26 protein-coding genes and 1 pseudogene are annotated in these 19,171 nt (G+C 55.8%); 13 read left to right on the top strand and 14 right to left on the bottom strand.

What is annotated here, in order from left to right; translation table 11 throughout:
• Positions 1-21 precede the first annotated feature (21 nt).
• The 3 genes from AB4O09_RS11010 to AB4O09_RS11000 all read right to left on the bottom strand — a co-directional run bounded on the left by AB4O09_RS11010 (position 22) and on the right by AB4O09_RS11000 (position 1,894).
• Positions 22-330, bottom strand: coding sequence for an AzlD family protein (locus AB4O09_RS11010; protein WP_003203770.1), 309 nt, complete (start codon positions 328-330; stop codon positions 22-24).
• Entirely contained in the window at positions 327-1,037 is a 711-nt protein-coding gene (locus AB4O09_RS11005) for an AzlC family ABC transporter permease (protein WP_003203772.1), read from the bottom strand. Before AB4O09_RS11005 ends, AB4O09_RS11010 begins: the two co-directional genes overlap by 4 nt.
• 92 nt (positions 1,038-1,129) lie before the next feature.
• The gene (locus AB4O09_RS11000) at positions 1,130-1,894 is read right to left on the bottom strand and encodes a sulfite exporter TauE/SafE family protein (RefSeq protein WP_003203774.1); all 765 of its coding nucleotides are present in this window, start codon (positions 1,892-1,894) and stop codon (positions 1,130-1,132) included.
• Between the two features lie 233 nt (positions 1,895-2,127).
• Here AB4O09_RS11000 and AB4O09_RS10995 point away from each other — a divergent pair, with 233 nt between their 5' ends.
• Together AB4O09_RS10995 and AB4O09_RS10990 are read left to right on the top strand one after the other, a co-directional pair.
• Positions 2,128-3,042, top strand: a complete 915-nt coding sequence (locus AB4O09_RS10995; RefSeq protein WP_003203776.1) for a LysR family transcriptional regulator — start codon at positions 2,128-2,130, stop codon at positions 3,040-3,042.
• Between the two features lie 238 nt (positions 3,043-3,280).
• Positions 3,281-3,709 (top strand): DUF2628 domain-containing protein, encoded by a 429-nt coding sequence (locus AB4O09_RS10990; RefSeq protein ID WP_013693809.1) that lies wholly within the window; start codon positions 3,281-3,283, stop codon positions 3,707-3,709.
• A 100-nt stretch (positions 3,710-3,809) separates the two neighbouring features.
• Here the strand turns inward: AB4O09_RS10990 and AB4O09_RS10985 are convergent, their stop codons facing one another.
• Positions 3,810-3,962, bottom strand: coding sequence for a hypothetical protein (locus AB4O09_RS10985; protein ID WP_167331291.1), 153 nt, complete (start codon positions 3,960-3,962; stop codon positions 3,810-3,812).
• Positions 3,963-4,130: 168 nt separating this feature from the next.
• Between AB4O09_RS10985 and AB4O09_RS10980 the strand changes: the two are divergent.
• Positions 4,131-4,499, top strand: a pseudogene (locus AB4O09_RS10980) (aminoglycoside phosphotransferase APH(3')); the annotation flags it as partial.
• Between the two features lie 57 nt (positions 4,500-4,556).
• Here the strand turns inward: AB4O09_RS10980 and AB4O09_RS10975 are convergent.
• Positions 4,557-4,883, bottom strand: a complete 327-nt coding sequence (locus AB4O09_RS10975; RefSeq protein WP_013693810.1) for a PDZ domain-containing protein — start codon at positions 4,881-4,883, stop codon at positions 4,557-4,559.
• A gap of 407 nt (positions 4,884-5,290) precedes the next feature.
• Positions 5,291-5,740: a PACE efflux transporter gene (locus AB4O09_RS10970; protein ID WP_013693812.1), complete on the bottom strand. Its 450-nt coding sequence runs from the start codon at positions 5,738-5,740 to the stop codon at positions 5,291-5,293.
• Between the two features lie 106 nt (positions 5,741-5,846).
• On the opposite strand from AB4O09_RS10970, the gene AB4O09_RS10965 reads away from it, so the two are divergent.
• Positions 5,847-6,728, top strand: coding sequence for a LysR substrate-binding domain-containing protein (locus AB4O09_RS10965; protein WP_426385536.1), 882 nt, complete (start codon positions 5,847-5,849; stop codon positions 6,726-6,728).
• 13 nt (positions 6,729-6,741) lie between these two features.
• A complete protein-coding gene (locus tag AB4O09_RS10960) occupies positions 6,742-7,263 on the top strand; it encodes a GNAT family N-acetyltransferase (RefSeq protein WP_080766485.1) in 522 nt (173 codons plus the stop codon).
• A 321-nt stretch (positions 7,264-7,584) separates the two neighbouring features.
• On the opposite strand, the gene AB4O09_RS10955 is transcribed toward AB4O09_RS10960, so the two are convergent.
• Positions 7,585-7,797 (bottom strand): hypothetical protein, encoded by a 213-nt coding sequence (locus AB4O09_RS10955; protein ID WP_028236716.1) that lies wholly within the window; start codon positions 7,795-7,797, stop codon positions 7,585-7,587.
• Positions 7,798-8,088: 291 nt separating this feature from the next.
• On the opposite strand from AB4O09_RS10955, the gene AB4O09_RS10950 reads away from it, so the two are divergent.
• Entirely contained in the window at positions 8,089-8,946 is an 858-nt protein-coding gene (locus AB4O09_RS10950) for an AraC family transcriptional regulator (RefSeq protein ID WP_027912986.1), read from the top strand.
• A 29-nt stretch (positions 8,947-8,975) separates the two neighbouring features.
• Entirely contained in the window at positions 8,976-9,191 is a 216-nt protein-coding gene (locus AB4O09_RS10945; RefSeq protein ID WP_444758596.1) for a DUF6434 domain-containing protein, read from the top strand.
• Positions 9,192-9,495: 304 nt separating this feature from the next.
• On the opposite strand, the gene AB4O09_RS10940 is transcribed toward AB4O09_RS10945, so the two are convergent.
• From AB4O09_RS10940 to AB4O09_RS10925, 4 genes are all read right to left on the bottom strand, one after another.
• Complete coding sequence (locus AB4O09_RS10940) at positions 9,496-9,696, bottom strand: hypothetical protein (protein WP_013693816.1); 201 nt, start codon at positions 9,694-9,696, stop codon at positions 9,496-9,498.
• A 105-nt stretch (positions 9,697-9,801) separates the two neighbouring features.
• Positions 9,802-10,227, bottom strand: coding sequence for a hypothetical protein (locus tag AB4O09_RS10935; RefSeq protein ID WP_003203795.1), 426 nt, complete (start codon positions 10,225-10,227; stop codon positions 9,802-9,804).
• A gap of 533 nt (positions 10,228-10,760) precedes the next feature.
• Complete coding sequence (locus tag AB4O09_RS10930) at positions 10,761-11,306, bottom strand: DUF4410 domain-containing protein (protein ID WP_043042784.1); 546 nt, start codon at positions 11,304-11,306, stop codon at positions 10,761-10,763.
• Positions 11,307-11,773: 467 nt separating this feature from the next.
• Positions 11,774-12,529, bottom strand: a complete 756-nt coding sequence (locus AB4O09_RS10925; RefSeq protein ID WP_003203802.1) for a hypothetical protein — start codon at positions 12,527-12,529, stop codon at positions 11,774-11,776.
• 101 nt (positions 12,530-12,630) lie between these two features.
• On the opposite strand from AB4O09_RS10925, the gene AB4O09_RS10920 reads away from it, so the two are divergent.
• The 5 genes from AB4O09_RS10920 (at position 12,631) to tnpC (ending at position 15,768) form a co-directional block, all read left to right on the top strand.
• Positions 12,631-12,831, top strand: a complete 201-nt coding sequence (locus tag AB4O09_RS10920; protein ID WP_032833301.1) for a hypothetical protein — start codon at positions 12,631-12,633, stop codon at positions 12,829-12,831.
• Between the two features lie 25 nt (positions 12,832-12,856).
• Positions 12,857-13,282 carry a hypothetical protein gene (locus AB4O09_RS10915; RefSeq protein ID WP_232002352.1) on the top strand — a complete coding sequence of 142 codons (426 nt, stop codon included), beginning with the start codon at positions 12,857-12,859 and terminating at the stop codon, positions 13,280-13,282.
• A 118-nt stretch (positions 13,283-13,400) separates the two neighbouring features.
• Positions 13,401-13,667 carry a transposase gene (locus AB4O09_RS10910; RefSeq protein WP_003203804.1) on the top strand — a complete coding sequence of 89 codons (267 nt, stop codon included), beginning with the start codon at positions 13,401-13,403 and terminating at the stop codon, positions 13,665-13,667.
• Positions 13,668-13,728: 61 nt separating this feature from the next.
• The gene (gene tnpB / locus AB4O09_RS10905) at positions 13,729-14,064 is read left to right on the top strand and encodes an IS66 family insertion sequence element accessory protein TnpB (RefSeq protein ID WP_003203806.1); all 336 of its coding nucleotides are present in this window, start codon (positions 13,729-13,731) and stop codon (positions 14,062-14,064) included.
• A gap of 81 nt (positions 14,065-14,145) precedes the next feature.
• Positions 14,146-15,768: an IS66 family transposase gene (gene tnpC, locus AB4O09_RS10900; protein ID WP_003203808.1), complete on the top strand. Its 1,623-nt coding sequence runs from the start codon at positions 14,146-14,148 to the stop codon at positions 15,766-15,768.
• Between the two features lie 222 nt (positions 15,769-15,990).
• On the opposite strand, the gene AB4O09_RS10895 is transcribed toward tnpC, so the two are convergent.
• Genes AB4O09_RS10895 through AB4O09_RS10885 form a run of 3 tightly spaced genes read right to left on the bottom strand, consistent with a single transcriptional unit; the run spans position 15,991 to position 18,086 of the window.
• Positions 15,991-16,836 carry a pirin family protein gene (locus tag AB4O09_RS10895; protein WP_028236712.1) on the bottom strand — a complete coding sequence of 282 codons (846 nt, stop codon included), beginning with the start codon at positions 16,834-16,836 and terminating at the stop codon, positions 15,991-15,993.
• A 10-nt stretch (positions 16,837-16,846) separates the two neighbouring features.
• Positions 16,847-17,440, bottom strand: coding sequence for an NADPH-dependent F420 reductase (locus tag AB4O09_RS10890; protein ID WP_027912984.1), 594 nt, complete (start codon positions 17,438-17,440; stop codon positions 16,847-16,849).
• A 37-nt stretch (positions 17,441-17,477) separates the two neighbouring features.
• Positions 17,478-18,086: an FMN-dependent NADH-azoreductase gene (locus AB4O09_RS10885; RefSeq protein WP_003203815.1), complete on the bottom strand. Its 609-nt coding sequence runs from the start codon at positions 18,084-18,086 to the stop codon at positions 17,478-17,480.
• 116 nt (positions 18,087-18,202) lie between these two features.
• Between AB4O09_RS10885 and AB4O09_RS10880 the strand changes: the two genes are divergently transcribed.
• A complete protein-coding gene (locus AB4O09_RS10880; RefSeq protein ID WP_003203818.1) occupies positions 18,203-19,102 on the top strand; it encodes a LysR family transcriptional regulator in 900 nt (299 codons plus the stop codon).
• The last annotated feature ends 69 nt before the right edge of the window (positions 19,103-19,171 follow it).

The following is a 19,171-nucleotide window of genomic DNA, read 5'->3' as shown; positions in this document are numbered from 1 at the left end:
GTTCGCGGGCGACTCGACCTTTCAGAACTGCCTGGCTAAAGCAGCTGCAAGTATGCCGGCCGCAATTGCCGGCAGCGGTTTTTTCAGTGTCAGCATGACGATTGCCGTGGTCAGCAAAGCCAGGCGCGCGCCGTTGTCACCTTTAACCGCCAGCGGAGCCAACACCGCCACCAACACCGAACCGGACATGGCCGTGATGAACTGCTGCACCCGATAGTTGATCGGCACGAACGACATCACGAAAACACCGCCCCACCGAGTCGCCAATGTCACTGCGGCCATTATCAATATGACAACCAGGGTGCCGTAACCCGCCGTTTCAATGCTCATTGTTTTTTCTCCATCCACAGCGCGCCCAGAATGCCCCCCGCCAAAGCGCCGACCACGACATGACTGTTCGCCGGCAAGTACCAGTAAGCCAACAGCGATGAGCAGGCCGCCACGGTCCAGATGATGAACATGCGCAGGTTTTTCTTCCCGCCGACGACCATCGCCAACAAGAAACAGCCCATCACCATATCGAGCCCGAAACTGACCGGGTTCTCAATGGCGCTGCCAAAATGAAGCCCCAGCCAACTGCCCAGGATCCACGCGACCCAGAGTGCAATGCCGCCGCCGAATAAAAGCCCGAGCCCCGGCTTGCCACGACTGAACGCCTGCATCGCCATGGCCCAGTTGGCGTCCGAAACAACCAGCATGACACCGTAGCGCTTGGCAACGGGCAGCTCCCGCAGCCACGGGTAAAGCGTCGCGCCCATCAATAAGTGCCGGGCGTTGATGGCGAAGACGGTGATCATCAGCGGAACGACCGGCACTTGCTGGCCCCATAGGTCCAGCGCGGCAAATTGAGAAGCGCCGGCAAAAACCAGCGTGCTCATGAGCACCGCTGACGTATCACTCAAGCCCGTTTGCGCAGCCGCCAGGCCGAAAGCAACGCCGAACACGACGACGAAAAGAGAGATGGGGATCAGCTGTTTGAAACCGTCGTAGATGTGATTCAACGTCAGCGCGTGCAGGTGGGGTTCAACATTCGACAAAACAGGGCCTCTTCTGAATATCTGCGGGCAAAAACCGAGAGTATGGGGCTGAATCTGCTTGCCGAACACTTTTTGGCGGGGCAATGGGCAACTCAACCCGCCGAGATCAGGTCATAGGACAGCTTGCTGATCAGGATCACCAGCAGCACCAGGAACAGCGCGCGGACAAAGGGCACTCCCTTGCGAACCGCCAGCCAGGTGCCGGTCAGCGCGCCAAAGATATTGAACAGCGCCATCGGCAGCGCTACCAAGTAGAGCACGTTGCCGCTCGGGATAAAGAACAGCAGCGCCGCGACATTGGTGGCGATATTCACCAGCTTGGCCGACGCCGAGGCGTGCAGGAAGTCGAAGGCGAAGCAGCGAATGAACAGGAAGATCAGGAAGCTGCCGGTGCCCGGTCCGAACAAACCGTCGTAGAAACCGATGGCGCCACCGATCAGTACCGCCAGCAGCTTCTCCTTGGTGCCGATGCGCATGGGCTTGTGCAGGCTGCCGAAGTCCTTTTTCCAGAAGGTGTAGATCGCCATCAATATGATTAGCACCAACACCGCCGGGCGCATCAGTGCCTGCGGCACGATCGATACCGTCGCCGCGCCAGCGAAGGCCATGACAAAGGCCGCGCCAGCGGCAGGAACCACCAGGCTCCAGTCGATCACCACCTTGCGCAAGAACGAGCGCGCAGCAAAGGCCGTGCCGCAGGCCGCCGCGACCTTGTTGGTGCCGAGCAGCGCTGCGGGCTGGGCGCTGGGCAGCACATTGAACAGTGCCGGGATCTGGATCAGGCCGCCGCCGCCGACGGCCGCATCGATCAGGCCGGCGGCGAAGGCGAAGACACATAGCAGGACGATATCGAACATTGAATCAGGCTCTGGCAATAAAGGGGTGGGTGGTCGAGAGGGGGGCTTTTGGCACCCGCCATTCGTGGGTCGCTTCACCCGCAAGAGCGGTTGCTTTTCTGAGTGTTTCATCCAGCGTCGACATATCCATCGCTCCTGTTTAGCTACGTCCTTGTGCTGAGAGCGGGAAGGCTAACGGAAAGGGCTTTTTTGTGTTGCAATGTCATATTGTGAAAAGTGCAATGAGGTAGCCGGTGGCGCTGGATATGTTGGCTGATCTTGAAGCCTTTGCGACGGTGGCCCGCAAGCGCAGCTTTGTCGTCGCAGCCCGCAGCCTGGGGCGCTCCCCCAGCTCGCTGACCCGCGCCATTCAAGGGCTGGAAGAACGCAGCGGGGTCAAGCTGTTCAATCGCTCGGCCAATGCCGTGACGCTGACCGAGGCTGGCGAGCGGCTACTGCCCCACGCCTACAGAATGCTCGATCTGCAACGTGAGGCGGACGAGGACCTGGCCGGGCTCAGCGGCCTGGCCACCGGCTGGATCCGCTTTTCCGCACCGCAATCCTTCGCCCACACGGTGATCCCCGGGTTGATCGCCCAGTACAGCCAGCGTTATCCCGATGTCAGCGTGGATGTGATCTTCACCGATGCGGCGGTCGATCCGGTCAAGGGCAAGCTGGACTTTTCGATTCGCGGCGCCTTTCCACAATCCAGCGACCTGATCGGCTACCCGCTGTGGAGCTATTCGCGCTACCTCTACGCCAGCCCTGGCTACCTGGAACGATGCGGGCTGCCGGCTTCCATCGAGGCGCTGGAACAGCACGCATTGATCCTGCACACGGCACCGCGGATTCTCAAGGAATGGAATTTTCGTGGGCCGGGCCAGGCCGGCAGCTTTCGCGTGCACCCCAAGTTTCGCTTCAGTTCCGGCGCGGCGGTGTTCCAGGCTGCGCTGGCCGGTGCCGGGATTGCCCGCCTGGCCGACTGGCTGGCGGAGCCGGAAGTGGCGGCGGGACGCCTGGCGCGGGTGTTCCCCGAGTACAAGCTGACCTCCAGCACAGGTGAAGACCCGCGCATGCATGCGGTCTATCCAGCCGGCAACCTGCCGTTGCGGGTCAAGAACCTGCTGGACATGATCCGTGTCTACGGAGACAGCGTCAGCCGCTCCTGAAAGTCGGCCGGCGCCCCCGTTGAAAAAAATAGAGTGAAGCACGTCACAGACCAGGCGACCGCTCAAGTGGCCAGTGCGGAATGTTCCACACCAATGACCATAAAACGGCAAAATAAACACCTCAGGCGATTCACTCGCGCCCTTTGTCAAAGATCAAAGCAATCAATGCGCTAGAAACAGAGCACAGGATTTCTTGGAAGAAAGAAAAATTACTAATGGAAAGCAGGAGCCTTGCAAAATGAGCACAACTGAACAAGTACAAAGCACGGGTAAATACAGCGCCAAGTGGCAGGAACGCTTTGACTTCTTTGAAACCTATGGTGCACCCAACGACCCGCGCTACAAGGAAGCCGTCAAGACGCTGCCAGGCGTCAAGAAGAAAATCCTCATCAACGCCAACGTGATTGCGTTTTTCTTCGGCCCTATCTACCTGTTCGTCCTCGGCCTCTGGAAGAAAAACCTCGCCCTGCTGGGTATTTTCCTGGCGATCAATATCGCATTGAGCGTGATTTTCGCAATCATCGGCATGGAGTTTCCTCGGCCGTTGAGTACAGGCCTGAGCATTGCCCTGTCGATGATGTACGCACTCATGGCCAACTACGCCTACTACCTCAAGGAAGTGAAAGGCGAGCAAGGCTGGAACCCGTTCAAAGGCATGCGTCTCTGATTGCAGGCTTGGGTCATCAAGAGCCCGCACCTCATCATGAGTGTGCGGGCTTGTTGTTTCTGAGGGTTAAAAATTCTTGGGGAGCAGCATCAGCCGATGCTCAACTGCCTCTATGAGCTGAATGTTGTTTTTTTACACCATCTTTAGCCTTTCGCTCGAAATAGGCATGAACAAACCACAGTGCCAGGGCAAACCCGGCAAAGCCAAAAATGAAGAACAACACCTCTATTGCAGTACCTTCATGAGAAAACATTGTGTTCACCTCATCCTTAAGTGGGTTGATCGAAAATCGCCACGCTTGAAATTTCTCGTAACAATCCAAACATTTTCAGGGTAGTCGCCAACACCCTGTGTGGCAACCCTCAGCCCGGCATAAACCCCCGGTCTAGACGAGTCGCCGACCAATGACACCTGCACCGCCAAGGCCCGAGTTCGAATGGAAGCCCGGCTTGTCGATCAGGAGGAATTGGACGAAGAGCACAGGGGACTCTCCCCCGCCCTACTCTTTGAAAGATTGCTAAACCGTCAACCAGCCGAACAAGATCTCGTCGTGACCCACGGCGACGCGTGCATGCCCAATATCATCGTCGATGACGGTCGTTTTACGGGTTTCATTGACTGCGGTCGGCTGGGCGTCGCGGATCGATATCAGGACCTGGCGCTGGCAACTCGGGACATTGCCGAGGAGTTGGGAGAACAATGGATCGCGCCGTTTCTGCGGCGATACGCAGTGCTCGAAGCCGATCAGGATCGAATTTATTTTTATCGGCTTCTGGATGAGTTCTTCTAGCACCGGCACCCGGTTATGACTGACGATCAGCAACAACCAGGCGCAATGTCACATCGATCACAAAGGGCGGGCGGCGGCACTACTGCCATCAGAAACAATGACCCGAACGTCAGTCACAGCCCGATAGCGCCAGACCTTTATCAAGGCGCTGTCCCCAGGCGTCATGCGGCCGATGATGGCCGTGACCTCGGCAGGACTGTTCACAGCCGCGCCAGCGATCTCCAAAATGACATCCCCCGCCAAGAGCCCCATTTTCTCTATATCAGCGCCTGCCTCAGGTCCAAACACCAGCACCCCTTTCTCGGACGGTAAACCGAAGCTCTTCGCAACAGCAGGCGTGACCGAGCCGATGTGGGCCCCGAGATGCCCAGCCGCAACAGGCATGGGAGCCGCAATACTTTTGGCAGGTATCGGCTACTGCGTTAATCCGCATTGAGAAAGGCCTTTCCTTCCTCCGCCGTTAAGGGCGTGGGGTGCGGAAGGAACTGCGCGAAGACCAACGGTGCGTTTTTCAGGCAAATCCAACCTTTCTCCCCAGCGTCTCCGGCGATGAGATATCTCGTATTGATCTTCACCACTAGCCATCCTCCACGTCTCGCCCATTTTGTGGCGTTGGCAGGAACGGAGGTGAACTCTGGTAGCTTCTCCTGCGGTATACCTGGCTGAGACCCACCCACCTGACTGATCATTTGTTGTAGGGTTGGCGCTCCACAATTCACATTCGCCGGTTCCCCTCCGGCCCTGAGCGATGAGTATAGGAAGACATCGGGCTTTCCCGAAGTGCAACTGACTCAACGGGCGTTGGATACAGAACCCTGATCGGCCTGCGCCGAAAGCGGAACATCAAACACTCGATCAAACAGCCATTGAAAAACCAGCGAGTAAAAAAAGAAGAACACAAACAGTCCCAGATTGGTCATCAGCGCCAGCCATAGACTGATACCTAGCCACGCAGCAATCACCGGGGTAAGAATCAACGTCAAGCCGCCTTCAAATCCCAGGGAGTGAAGCAGCCGTCGCTGCCAGTTGCGATGGCGACTGGGTTGGCGACGTTCCCACCACTCGAACAGGCCGTTGAAAAGCATGTTCCAAGCCAGCGCGACGGCAGAAATCACCAGCGACAGCAGAGTTGAATAGCCCATCCCTTGTTCGTAGGTCAGCGCGAGCGCCGGGGCCACGAACAGCACGCCGCCGGCTTCGTAGAGGATGGCCTGAAGGATTTTACGGGGCGTGCCTTGCATCGCTGGGCTCCTGGAGCGAGGTGGGAGACCACAGCCTGGCAAGTTGAGCACCCGCGCACAATTGAGCTAAATTGAGCCACGCTCAACCTGAGTAACCTACCCGCCCATGTTCGCCAAACTGCCCCTCACCGCCTTGCGCGGCTTCGAGTCCGCTGCACGGCTGGGCAGCTTCAAGGCAGCGGCCCAGGAATTGAACGTCAGCCCGGCGGCGATCTCCCATCAGGTCAAAAGCCTTGAAGCCTTCCTTGGCGTGCGCCTGTTCGAACGATCCAGCCAAAGCGTGTGCCTGAGCGCCGACGGCGAGCGCCTTCAGCCTTTCATGCACCGTGCCCTGCTTGATATCCAACATGGCCTGCAGGTGCTGTCACCGCCTTGTGCTGCACAGTCGCTGGTAGTGAGCACGACGCCGGCATTCGCCAGCCTGTGGCTGATACCGCGGCTCGGGGATTTTCATCGGTTGTACCCGGAGATCGACGTCAGGCTGCATACCAGCAACGACGTGGTCGACCTGCAGCGTGACGCCAGCATCGACCTGGCGATCCGCGCCCTCTTCACGCCTGACCCACAGCTGTTCGAACAGCCTTTGCTGGACGAGTACTTTGGCGTCTATTGCCGCCCCGGCTGGCAACCGCCCGCAGCGGGCTCGCCCGTCGAACTGATCGACGTGCCGTGGCTGAGCAGTGCAAAGGTGGCAATCGACTGGCCTGCGTGGTGCGCCAAGGCCGGCACCCTGGGCTGGCTGGAGAACCCGCGTTTCCGGCATTATGACGAGGAGCAGCATGCCCTGCAGGCGGCGATCGCCGGGCACGGGCTGGTACTTGCCAGCAATGTGCTGGTTACTGAGGCTGTTGCGCGTGGGGAGCTGGTTGAATATCGCCCTGAAGTTCGCTTGGCGGGTGCGCGGTATACGGTGGTGTGTGTGCCGGGGCGGGAGCGGCAAATGGAGGTACGGGCTTTTAGTGAATGGTTGTTGGAGCCTGACAAATAAACTGGTGAGAAATGTGGTTAATATTCGCGAAGCAACTAAAGCCGACCTGGATGTTCTACGTGAAATCGGCTGTGAGACCTACCAAGAGCACTTTTCGGACATCTGGTCTGTCTCAGGCATTCAGGACTTCCTTAATCAAGATTTTTCTCCTACCTCGCTCGGCAAATCACTCGAATCCCCCGCTTGCCATTTGTGGCTTATAGCCTCAGACGAAAGCGGTAGAGTCGTAGGCTTTTCCAAAGTTAACTGGTCAACGCCTGCGCCTTTAACTGGCGAATTGGGCGCGGAGCTACAAAAAATCTACTTTCTCAAGTCCGAAGCAGGACGAGGATATGGGAAACAACTCCTGCACTTCATTTGCCGCCGAGCGATAGAGCGCGGAGAACGCTTGCTGTGGCTTGACGTACTCAAGACCAACTCAAATGCGCGGCGATTCTATGAAGGTTTCGGTTTCCAAGAAATCGGTGAAATCCCTTTCAAAACTGACCGGATTGAAATTGGAATGGTAGTAATGGCATGCGAACTTTCCCGATAGGTATATTCGATGACCTCCCTGTCGGTTGGTTGTCATAACGACAACGCGGAAAAGCCAGATGGCTTACTAGCACGTACGGTGATCCGACCTTGAGCGCGCGATCCTCGACCGGCTGTGCATAAAGCTCACCGGATCGTGCTGAAGGACGAATCGAAAAGCTGGGGACCCCGACTCTAGGCTCACCTGTAATCGACCCGCCTCATACACGTGATCTGCCTCCGTTTTTTTGAATCTGTAGCCATCCGAGCATAACTGCCCCACCGTGACGCCTTCAGCGCGGAAGAACAGAGGAAATCGCCCCACCCTTTCCCTCTGCCCCCCTTAGGGAAGAGGCAAATTCGCAGCAAAATCCGTAGGGATATTGAGAAAGGAATGCCAAGCATCTACAGCATCATGATGCCGCTGGGCAGCATCCTCCCAAAAAGGACCGGATACCTCTTTCGCAGAAACCAGCATCATCATTTTTATCGTCGCAGCGTCCAGCTCTTTGAGAAGCTCATGGGATGTGGCCCTGAATTCTTCGAACGACGTCATTCCATTTACCTCGAGCGGTGTTCACCGCAATTGAGAAATACATATTTCTCTATGAGTGGAGTCCCCCGGGTGACAGCAATTCCAAAAGGTCGGACCGCCGGTAAATTCATTTCGAAGCCAGCCTTTAGCGGCAATGGCGCTCGCAGCACACGGTTGAGCCCTCATAAGCCATAGTGACGAGAAGTGGAGATCTTTCATTTGCTCTGGCGTGGAAAGCAGAAACCGCAAGAACGATCAAATGCTGTCCCCATCCATTTGATAACGTCGCTTCAGCATTCATGGAGATTCGTCATGCTGAGTATCGAAAGGGCCCTGTGGTACATCGAACTGGAGCTGGGATCCCAACTCGATCTGGGACGTGTCGCACGCCATTGCAACATGTCTCCTTTTGCCTTGGCCCGTTTGTTTGCGTTGTCGACGGGCTGGTCGGTGATGCGTTACATCCGCGCACGCCGTTTGAGCCAAGCGGCATTGACCTTGCGTCAAGGTGCGCCGGATATCCTGCAAGTAGCGCTGGATGCTGGCTACGGTTCCCATGAAGCTTTTACGCGCGCCTTCTGCGATCTGTTTGGGTTCACTCCAAAGCAGGTGCGTGGGCACGAGGATGAACATCTCTCGCTCGTGGAGCCTTTACGTATGAAAGAAAGGAAGCTCGTAACACTCTCTGAACCTTGCTTTGAAACTAGAGCAGAGTTTTTCATCGCAGGTCTTGGGGATCGTTTTACCTTCGATAAGAACGAAGGCATCGTCGGCTTGTGGCAAGCGTTCTCCCCCTATCTGGGACAGGTACCCAATCAGGTAAACAACGGGGGCTATGGCCTGTGCTGTAATCCTGAACCGGATGGCAGTTTTGAGTACATTGCCGGCACCGAGGTGTCCTGCGTCGAAGGTCTTCCTCCGGCTTTTCGGTATTTCAGGGTGCCGCAGCAAAACTATGTCGTGTTTCGGCACCAAGGCCATATCTCTACGATCCATCAGACTTTCTTCACCATTTTCAATCACTGGCTGCCTGAATCCGAATATGAGCTTGCCGACGCGCCTGAGTTCGAACAGTACAGCCCTGATTTCGCACCCTCCCAAGGGAAGGGGTACGTGGACGTGTGGATACCGCTTGCGAGACGCCAAGCATCCCATGCCATGAACTCATAAATCAGACCACTCGGCTTGGAGCCTGCCCCATGAGTTTTAATTGGCACAGTGATCAACTCACAAGAGATACGCCAGTTTGCAAGCATTACCGAAACACACAAAACGTCCGCAGATTCATGGTCGAGCACTGCGGTGCGAAGTTTAAATTTGATAGAGGCTTTATGGGCTGGATACGTGATGGTGTCCCTAAGACGCTTGGAGAGGTCGTTGACGAGTGGCTGCAGCGCAATCGCGATCCCCACTGAATGTCTCACGGGCATCAGGCTCAACACTCTGGGTGTTCAAATGGGCGCCTATGAGAGGAAACCAGGGACAGACCACGATTATAAAACTCGTACTGGACGCAATCTTTCACATCCCTTTCACAGCCGAGCGCCTATGGTCATCTCAGCTCCTAGTGAAACCCTTTAGCCCGGCCTCCCCAGTCGGGCTTTTCTTTGCGCGCCAAAGGTACGCCGACGCCGTGAAACCAGGGACAAGACCACGATTTTGGCCCCCTTGTAATCGGCCCGTTTCATATCGTGGGTGTGACCCATTTCCCTTCATGCTTCAATGAAGAACCCTGCGACTCTCCCCAATCCTGATCCTGTCGAGCGCCCTGTTTAAAGCATCCAAGGCATCGAGCAGGGCTTTCGCCTCAGCCTCCCGACCATCGCCCCAGAGGCGTTCCGCCATTTTGTTCAGTGCCTGGATGGAGCGCTCAATGTCAGCAGCCGTCGCTGCTTTGCTTTCCTGAAGTTTCTTTGGCATTGATCAACCCTCCCTGGGGGCGTTGCTTCATCAGCTTCGACGCAGATACATCACGGCAGAACGCTATGCAGGTGCTCCCTACCCATCCCCCGCCGATGCCCCCAATCAGCGCTTCGCGGACTCACACTGGACGCGCAGGTCATGATTGTCGATATTCCCGCAACTACTGCTGCCGGTGGTGGCATTGCAGTAGGCGCGCTGGTCATGGTCATCAATGTTGCCGCAGGAACTGCTACCCGTCTCCGCGTTGCATCGCGCACGCAAGTCATGATTATCGATGTTGCCGCAACTGCTGCCGCCCTGCTTGGCATTGCAATAGGCACGCTGGTCATGATCATCAATGTTGCCGCAGGAACTGCCTCCCAGCTCTGCGTTACACGCCGCACGCAAATCGTGATTATCAATGTTCCCGCAACTGCTGCCGCTTTCCCTGGCATTGCAATAAGCGCGCTGGTCATGATCATCGATGTTGCCACAACCGGCAAAGGCGTAACCGCTGAACATCAATACCATCGCAAGAATCACTTTCATTTCATACGTTCCTGGGCCTGCCAGGAAACAGCCTGGCACTGGTTGATCCTGTTTTATTGAGCGTCGCGACACGCTATCAAATTGACATCATTTTAAGGAAAAGTTCCGGAGCCGGATTGAGTGAAGCTGGAGGGATGCAGCCGGGCGTGAGGTGGGAAACAGGGGGACAGACCACGATTTTGAGTTCATCTGTAATCAGCCCGTCTCATAATCGTGGCCTGCCCCGCGTCCCCTCAATCCTTTAACTCTCACCTCATCTACTCGCACCATAGAAGTGATTCAGCACTATTAGCTCAAACACAGCCACCAATGCGCAGAACGCGATGAAGCCGGGGCTGAAGACCCGCTTGGGCTTGGATGGGCCGTCGCCCAGCCAGGTCGCGTCGGAGTAAAAGGAAAACACTACGAGAAATACCAACAACGCATAGGTCCACGCCTTGCTCCAGACTCCCTGTGTTTTCCATTGAGTCATCCGCGCTCTTCCGCAACCCACTTTATTCGTCGACTCATGACGCCGGTTATCCAGGATCGCATTACTTGGTTTTTGCGCTCTTGATGTCACTGATGATTTTCTGAGAAATAGCCTGGACCTGCTCTTTGGTCATAGCCGACATGACACCTTCCCAAGCCGACGAGGACGTGTCATAGGTGCGAGTTCCAATCAGGTGACCCGATTTCAAGTCCGAGTAGTCGGCACTGGAATTGACCCACGCATTTCCCACCATGACCCCGGCTCCGTAGCGCGCGCCTGGAGTCAGGTAACGGAAATTGGTTACGTTGATCTTGATACCGACACCGTCCTTGCCCTCGAGGCTTGATGCCTGAGCCTCTTTAAGGCTGTAGCCGGCGCGAGTTGCTTCGACTTGCAGGGCGTCATTCCACTCTTGCTTCAAGCGAGGCCAGTCCTCGTTTTGTTGAACCTTGCTGTTGCCTTGAAAGTTTACGATCAGGTTCTGCTTGGCTGACTCCTGAATGACGAGCGTTTCAGTCCCGCCGCTTTTTACAGAGGCAGCGCATCCGCTCAACATCAAAACAGCTACCGCGCAGGACAGCGCAATCGAAAGCTTGGATGTGTTCATTGAATTTCCATATCCACAAAATCGGTTGAGAGAGGAGTTAAATATCCCGCCGAGCCAGATGGGCCCACATGCTGGACGCGCAGAATTTAGCACCATTACTTCGCTGCTACGAGCCAAGGGCGGGCCAGGTGCGTGCATTAATCTAGCGGCCTCAGAATCGTGGTTTGTCACTTCTTAGCGGCGCGAAACCAGCCCTTACGCAGGCGCCTATGGGCAGGTAACAGCCTTTCGAGCCTGCTTCTTGGTCCACAGCAGACGACCATTGATTCGTCCCTCAGACCATGACTCGGTAACCAGAGCGCAATTGCCGCTCAGGTTCTCAACAAACGACCTTGGATAACCTTCAGGCTCATCTCCACCCAGACGCATCCAATTTGGATCTGGCGAGGTCACTGATTGATAAGGCATGCAGGCTGCCAGTGTGACCAGCGAGAGAGTCAAAACTACCTTTTTCATTTAAGTCCCAATTAATTGACGAGTGTCTGGGCAAAACGCGGAGTGTAGATTGACTGGATGTTTTCCCAGCGCGAGCTACGACGGGGACTTGCTGCAAGTGCCGCTATGGAACCCACCTCGATCGACGAAAACCAGAAAGCTGGGGACAGGCCGCGATTTGAGTTCAAGTCTAATCGGACCGCTTCATAATCCTGGTCTGCCCGCATTTTTCTTGCATCCGCAGCCCACAAGACCATTGTCGCGATTGATGATGAGGAGATGGAGACAGACTCCGATTTGAACTCATGATCACTTTCCAACCCACTGTAACGCCACCCTAATGCTCGCCCCCTTCGGGCTCGGCTCGTGAAGAAGGCACGGAAACGACGGCAAGGGTTTAAATTGGACCAGGCCATATCCAAGCGTGCCTGCACCATCTCATTCTTCGCCTGAACGATCTGCCCTGCCAAACTTAGCGCCCTCCTTTTGAACTCCCTGTGAAGCGCCTGCTCCTCGGTCTCGTTTCCCAGTGGCTTAACCTTCATCTCGGAAAATGTGAAAAGCGTTTTGTCGCTGAGCACACAAAACGTGCCGCGACATTTTTGTATTTCACCCAGAAAGACAAAATCGACCGAAATGAACGCACGTTCGTCCATGTCTATGTAGTACAGCGGCTCACCCAGAAGGTTTCGAACTTTTCCGTCCTGGTGAATCCGGCCAAAGGGCGCCCCATCGCTGCCCCGGCCTTTGAAGACCAGGTAGCGGCCGTTCGTGTAGTTGTACGGCATTAACGGTCCTCATTCCGAATAGACATCGGAACACATGGTTTGGCCATTCGCTGTCCCCATCCATGACCCTTTCACGCAACGCTATCAGGTCAGGATTACCGATGCTCAATTTCTCCTGGCGACTGCTCGCCGAACTGCTGGCGCGCCCGGCAATTGCCACCCGGGTCATCGAGCGTGCCCAGCGCCCGCCCCATGAGGGGACTACGCGGGCGCTGGGGACAGACCACGATCCTTTTCAACCACACGAATCATCGGCATTTTTCCAGCTTGAGATGGGGGGGATGGCATGGTCAAATAACTGATAGCCTTTTGACATGGATATTTCAGTTGAAGCAGTACCGCGGACCCATCCTCTTTTTTTCAGCAATGATCTCACTCTTTGTGCTGCTTCAACTCTGGCATGCACGGTCTGCTTCGGAAGACAAAAAGGAAGAGCGAGAACGCCAGCTTAAAGGGATCGCGCTCATCATGAATGCCCAGTCCCCGAAGATGATCGTTGACGCTCGCCTTGATTCGGTAACCTATAACGACGAAATCATGCGTATTTCCTACACGCTTACAAAAACCTCGAAAGATGAAGTCGATTCCGACGTATTTACGAAGGACAAAAAGGCCCTTGCGGCCTCTGTATCCTGCGATGAAAAAGGCCTAGGACCGTTCGTGAAGTCGGGGCTCTTGATCAAATACACAATCAATGACTCAAGCAGTGCTCCGATCGCTGACTTTCAAATAAGCAAGTCCGATTGCCTTTGAAGGTCAGCCCTGAATAGTAACCGGCCGGCTAACACGCCTTACTGACCCCACCGCCAAAGGCGATGGTGTCCACCTCATCTAAGTGGACACCAGTTCTAGCCTTTCAAGAGGGTCTTTCATGCAGCCACAACGCCGTTCCTATTCCAAGTCGTTCAAGGCTCAAGTCATTCAGGAGTGCGCCCAGCCCGGAGCCTCGATTGCCAGCATCGCGCTGAACCACAGCCTCAACGCGAACCTCGTCCACAAGTGGATTCGGCTGCAACCGCAGAAAAGCACGGCGCTACAACCCGCTTTGTCTCACTGCCCATGCCACTCGCCAGCGCGGAGTCGCAAGCGGCATCATCGAACATCAGCGTTGAGATCCAGCATCCGCGCGGCACCGTAAAAATTAGTAGGCCAGCGGACAGCGCGGCTGTCTGTGCGACCTTTCTTCGAGACCTATTGCGATGATCCGCATCAACGCCATCTGGCTCGCCACCGACCCTATGGACATGCGCGCCGGGACTGACACCGCGCTGGCGCGGGTGGTGGCCGTGTTCGGTGCGGCGCAGCCGCACTGTGCTTATTTGTTTGCTAACCGCCGCGCCAATCGCCTGAAAGTGTTGGTGCACGATGGCCTAGGTATCTGGCTGGCGGCTCGCCGATTGCATCAAGGCAAGTTCTTCTGGCCAGGTTCTCGTCATGGCCTTCAGCTAGAGTTGAGCGATGAACAGCTTCGGGCTTTGGTGCTGGGTTTGCCTTGGCAAAGAGTCGGGCAAAACAGCGCGATTACCATGATGTAACACCTGCTCTGGTCAGCGTCGTCAGGCAATTGTCCGATGAGCCTATCGTCGGTAATGTTCTGTTCTGGCAAAATCGGCCGCATGACTTCGCTACCCAATCTCGACCAACTAAGCCCTGAAAAACTGCGCACTATCGCGGTGCAGTTGATGCAGCGCGTCGAGAGTCTCGATCAAAAAGTCGAGTGCATGGACAAGCAGATCCACCACTACAAAACGGTCAACGACAAGCTGACCCATGAGATCGCACAGCTCAAGCGTTTCAAGTTTGCCAAGCGCAGCGAGCAACTAAACCTGTATCAAGCCAGTCTGCTCGATGAGCATATCGACGTCGACATCGTGGTCATCGAAGCTGCGCTTGAGGCGCTGCAACTCGCTCCAACCCCTGCCGTGGCCCGGCAGAAACCAAAACGCACCGCCTTGCCGTCCGAGTTTCCGCGCACGAAGATCCATCACGAACCCGATAACACGCAGTGCAGCTGTGGCTGCGCTCTCAAGCGTATCGGTGAGGACGTCAGTGAGAAACTCGACTACACGCCCGGCGTGTTCACTGTCGAACAGCACATCCGTGGCAAGTGGGTTTGTGATCAATGCGAAACGCTGATCCAGGCACCGGTTCCGGCGCAAATCATCGACAAAGGCATCCCCACGGCAGGTCTGCTGGCTCAAGTGATGATCGCCAAATACGGTGATCATTTGCCGCTGTACCGTCAGGAAAAGATCTTTGGTAGGGCCGGCCTCGCCATCCCGCGCTCGACCTTGGCGCAGTGGGTCGGTCTCTGCGGTGTGCAACTGCAACCGCTGGTTGATGCGCTGCGCGAAGTGGTACTTGCCCACAACGTGGTGCACGCCGATGAAACGCCGGTACAGGTGCTCATGCCTAGCGAGAAGAAAACCCATCGAGCATACGTCTGGGCCTACGCGACCACCGCGTCTGCCGATGTCCGCGCGATGGTGTACGACTTCAGTCCAAGCCGCTCGGGCGACCACTCTCGTGCCTTCCTGCAAGACTGGAAAGGCAAACTGGTGTGCGACGATTTTGGTGGCTACAAGGCCAGTTTTGCACTGGGCGTCACCGAAATTGGCTGCATGGCCCATGCCCGGCGCAAGTTCTTCGACCTGCATGCCACCAACAAAAGCACGCTCGCCGAGCAAGCCCTGGGCTATATCCAGTTGCTGTACGAAATCGAAAGTGAAATCCGCGACCTGGAGCCAGATGCACGGCGACGAATACGACAAGAAAAAGCTGTCCCCGTGATTGACATGCTGCACGCCTGGATGATCGCCCAGCGTGAGCTTGTGCACGATGGCGTGGCCATCGCCAGGGCTCTGGATTACAGTCTGAAACGCTGGACGGCGTTGTCACGTTATCTGGATGACGGTGCGGTGCCTATTGATAACAACCATATAGAGCAGCAAATCCGGCCATGGGCTCTTGGGCGCAAGAACTGGCTCTTTGCGGGGTCGTTACGCAGCGGTCAACGCGCGGCTGCGCTGATGAGCCTGATCCAATCGGCCAAGCTTAACGGGCATGATCCGTATGCTTATCTCAAAGATGTACTAACGCGGCTGCCGACGCAGCGCGCCAGTGGGATCGCCGAGCTGTTGCCGCATAACTGGTTGCCGTTACGCAACCTGTACCTACCGCCTGCAACACAGCACCTTGGCCGCCCAGACAAAGATCAAGTCACGGGAACGAAAGCGTAAGGACGGAGATGGTATCGAGGACGATGAGCCGTTTTGATCCGCACCATAAGTGCCCTGCTGCATGCCTGCATGCGGTCGGGCCCGATGCGTCTTCAACCGGAACACTGCTGCTAAGCTTATCCATAATTGCTGGGGCAAAAGTCAGCAATCCGTCCTGGGTCAATTTTCCATCGGCAGGGTGGGTCAGTTTTCAATCAGCGCCAACACACAGTGCTTTGTTACTCAAAACCGCCCAGTCTGAAAGTCGACAAACGCCTCTTGAATCTCTTCCTCTGTATTCATCACGAACGGGCCTCCAAGAGCGATAGGTTCGCGCAATGGACTGCCTGAGAAGAACAGCAACCGGGCATCCGTATTCTCGGCGCTGAGCGTGACCTCTGACTGCCCACTTTTCTCAGAGCGGGTCAGCCATGCCAGTTGGCTGGCCGGGACGAGCCTCCCAGCCTCCCCAATTTTCGGTATGCCTGCCAAGACGTACATGAAAGCGTTGTCTGTGGCTGGGAGCATCTGCCGAAATGACGCTCCGCGCTCAATTCGCACATCCAGCATTATGATTGGAACATGATTGAGAGTGGACGAGCTTACGCTCCCGGACTGACCCGAGAAGACTCGAACCTCGACCCCCGGCTCTCGCCTGACGGGCATCGTGCTGCCAGCTAGATCCTGATAACGCGGCTCGGACATCTTCAGTGCCGCTGGCAAGTTCACCCATAGTTGCAACGTATGGGCAATCGTTCCTGGAAGCGCATTTTCTTCGTGGTAAACCCCTCGACCCGCTGTCATCCATTGAGCGCCGTCTACTTTGATCATGCCCCCATTCCCAGCGCTGTCACGATGCTCGACAACCCCATCAATCACAAAGGTCACTGTCTCCATGCCTCGGTGTGGATGACGAGGAAATGCTCCACGGGGCATCCAGTCCTCGGCCATCACTACGAAGGGATCGGAAAAGGTTGGATCACCATCTATCAGTCGGCGAGCCCGATGCCCGGCCATACGTCCAGCTGAGGTGTCAGGGTTAGCAACACGAGCTACCTCACGAACGAACATCGGCTCGTCAGTCTTCATGCTCATCGCCTTATTTGAGTGGATGCTCGATCAAGTTGTGAAGCACCAGTGGGCCAGGAATGTGAAGAAGGCGACCACCTTCATCGATTCGCCCGACAAGGATTGGCGAGAACCCGAGTTGCTCTGCTAAGGCTTTGACGGTCGAGGCAGCTTTTTCGTCGTTGCTGGAGACGAATACGACACGCCGTCCGCCATCCTGAGAGGGATCTCGGGCCAGTACGCCAGCCGGAAGTTGGTTGAAAGCTTTGACGACCGACGCGCCTGGCAGCGCTTGGGCAACAATGTCAGAAGAGAGCCGTCCCGCAAGTGTTTCCGGTGGTACACCATAGGCGTTGGTCTGATCGATGATGATCTTGCCAGCCCAGTCGGATCGACTACGAGCGAGAGCCTCCACTGCGATAAATGGAAGTGCCAGGAATAGAACGTCGGCAGAGAGCACCTCTTCCAAAGAGGTGGCTGTGACCATTTCTCCCAACTCTGCTGTGAGGGGGAGAATCGTTTCTGGCCCTCTAGTGTTCGCAATAGATACTGGAATCGCGACCCGGGCAAATTGGCGAGCAATGGCGGTTCCGACGTTACCGGAACCAATAATGGCGTATTTCATTTTCGAACTCCTGAAGAAAAAATGAAAATTGATTTGATCAAGCGCCAATCGTGGCGATTTCTTGAAGAGCCCTATTTATCGCCTCATCCTTGGCCTCTGGACTTACAGCCAAGCCTTCCGCGCGCACGACTCGTGTATCCGTGACGCCCAGAAATCCCAATAGCCCGATCAAGTAGCTCTCTTGATGTTCTAAAGCTGCCGCAGGACTACCTGGCGAATACACACCACCACGTGATGAAGCGACGTAAGCCTGCTTTCCTTTCAAGAGGCCTTCTGGGCCAGTGGCGGTGTATTGGAACGATTTGCCTGATATCGCGACCCGGTCAATCCAGGACTTGAGCGTGCTCGGGATCGTCAGGTTGTACATAGGCGCGCCTATTACCACGATCTGCGAATCGAGGAGTTCTTGCAGATAGCTATTTCCCTTGAAAAGGTCGTTCACCAACATTGGGTCTTTGGCCACAGTGCCTTGCCAGGCTGATAGATGCTCCAAGGAAAGATGTAGTGCAGGGTCTTGGCCGAGATCTCGGTAAATCACCTTGCTGTCCGGGTGGAGCGCAGCGAGGCGCGCGACGATCTGCGAAGACAGGGTACGGCTGACAGACGCGTCGCCTAGGATGCTGGCGTCAAGATGGAGGATTTGCATTTCAGTCACCAAGCTTACGGTTTAATGGGCATGTGAAAGATGAGCTGTTCTTGAGGATCTGAAAAGACGGTATATTGAGATGCTATGTATCGCTAATTCGGATGGATGGGGGCGGGATGCTCGACGGTGTATCGCTTGATCAGCTAAGAACATTTGTCGCTGCCGTAGACGAAGGCAGTTTTTCTGCGGCCGCGAGGAAACTCAACAGGGTGCAATCGGCAGTGAGCGGCTGGGTGAGCGGCTTGGAGGATCAGATTGGGGTAACGCTTTTTGATCGTTCAGGTCGTTTCCCCAAATTGACACCCCAAGGTGCTCTGCTGCTGACAGATGCGCGCAGCATCATTTCGGCCGTCGACACTCTGAAGGCGCGAGCCAAGCTCATGACGTCAGGGCTGGAACCTGAATTATCCGTAGTAGTTGACGTGTTCTTTCCGACGTCTGCCATTACTGCCGTAGTCAAAGAGTTTGCCGAGCGATTCCCGCATACCCGCCTAAAGATTTTCGTCGAAGGCCTCGGTGCGGGCTATCAACCGATACTCGATGGTCGGTGCAGCCTTGGTATCCTGGCATCACTGCCAGTTTCATTCCCCACCCTGTCAATCGAGAGAATTGGCGAATTCTCTTTAGTGGTGGTGGCATCAGTTGATCATCCGCTATCCAGGCTGAGTGGGAAGATTCCTCGGCGGGAATTGGCCAAGCACGTTCAACTGGTGCTGACTGATCGATCAGAACTGCTGGCGGGGAAGGACTTTGGCGTGCTGTCGCCTTCGACCTGGCGTCTGGCTGATCTATCGACGAAGTACGCGTTCCTCAAGGATGGTGTTGGATGGGGCAGCATGCCTTGGCACATGGTCGAACAGGACTTAGTTGCTGGCGCTCTGGCTACGCTCGATGTGGAAGGTTCGCCGAAGGAGGGAGTTAAAATAGATATCTGCGCAGTTCACGCGACAGACTCACTGCCGGGGCCAGCTGGACAATGGCTGATTGATCGACTCAGTTGCTCCCCAATCTATTGACCACGATGCTCGAAATTTCTGGGCCGTGGTCGCGGAGATCTTCGTGTTGACTGAAGACTGCCGATGGAA

This window comes from Pseudomonas sp. H1_F01, from assembly GCF_054681425.1.
Note: the sequence above shows the minus strand (reverse complement) of the source record. Positions and strands in the feature narration are given on the sequence as shown.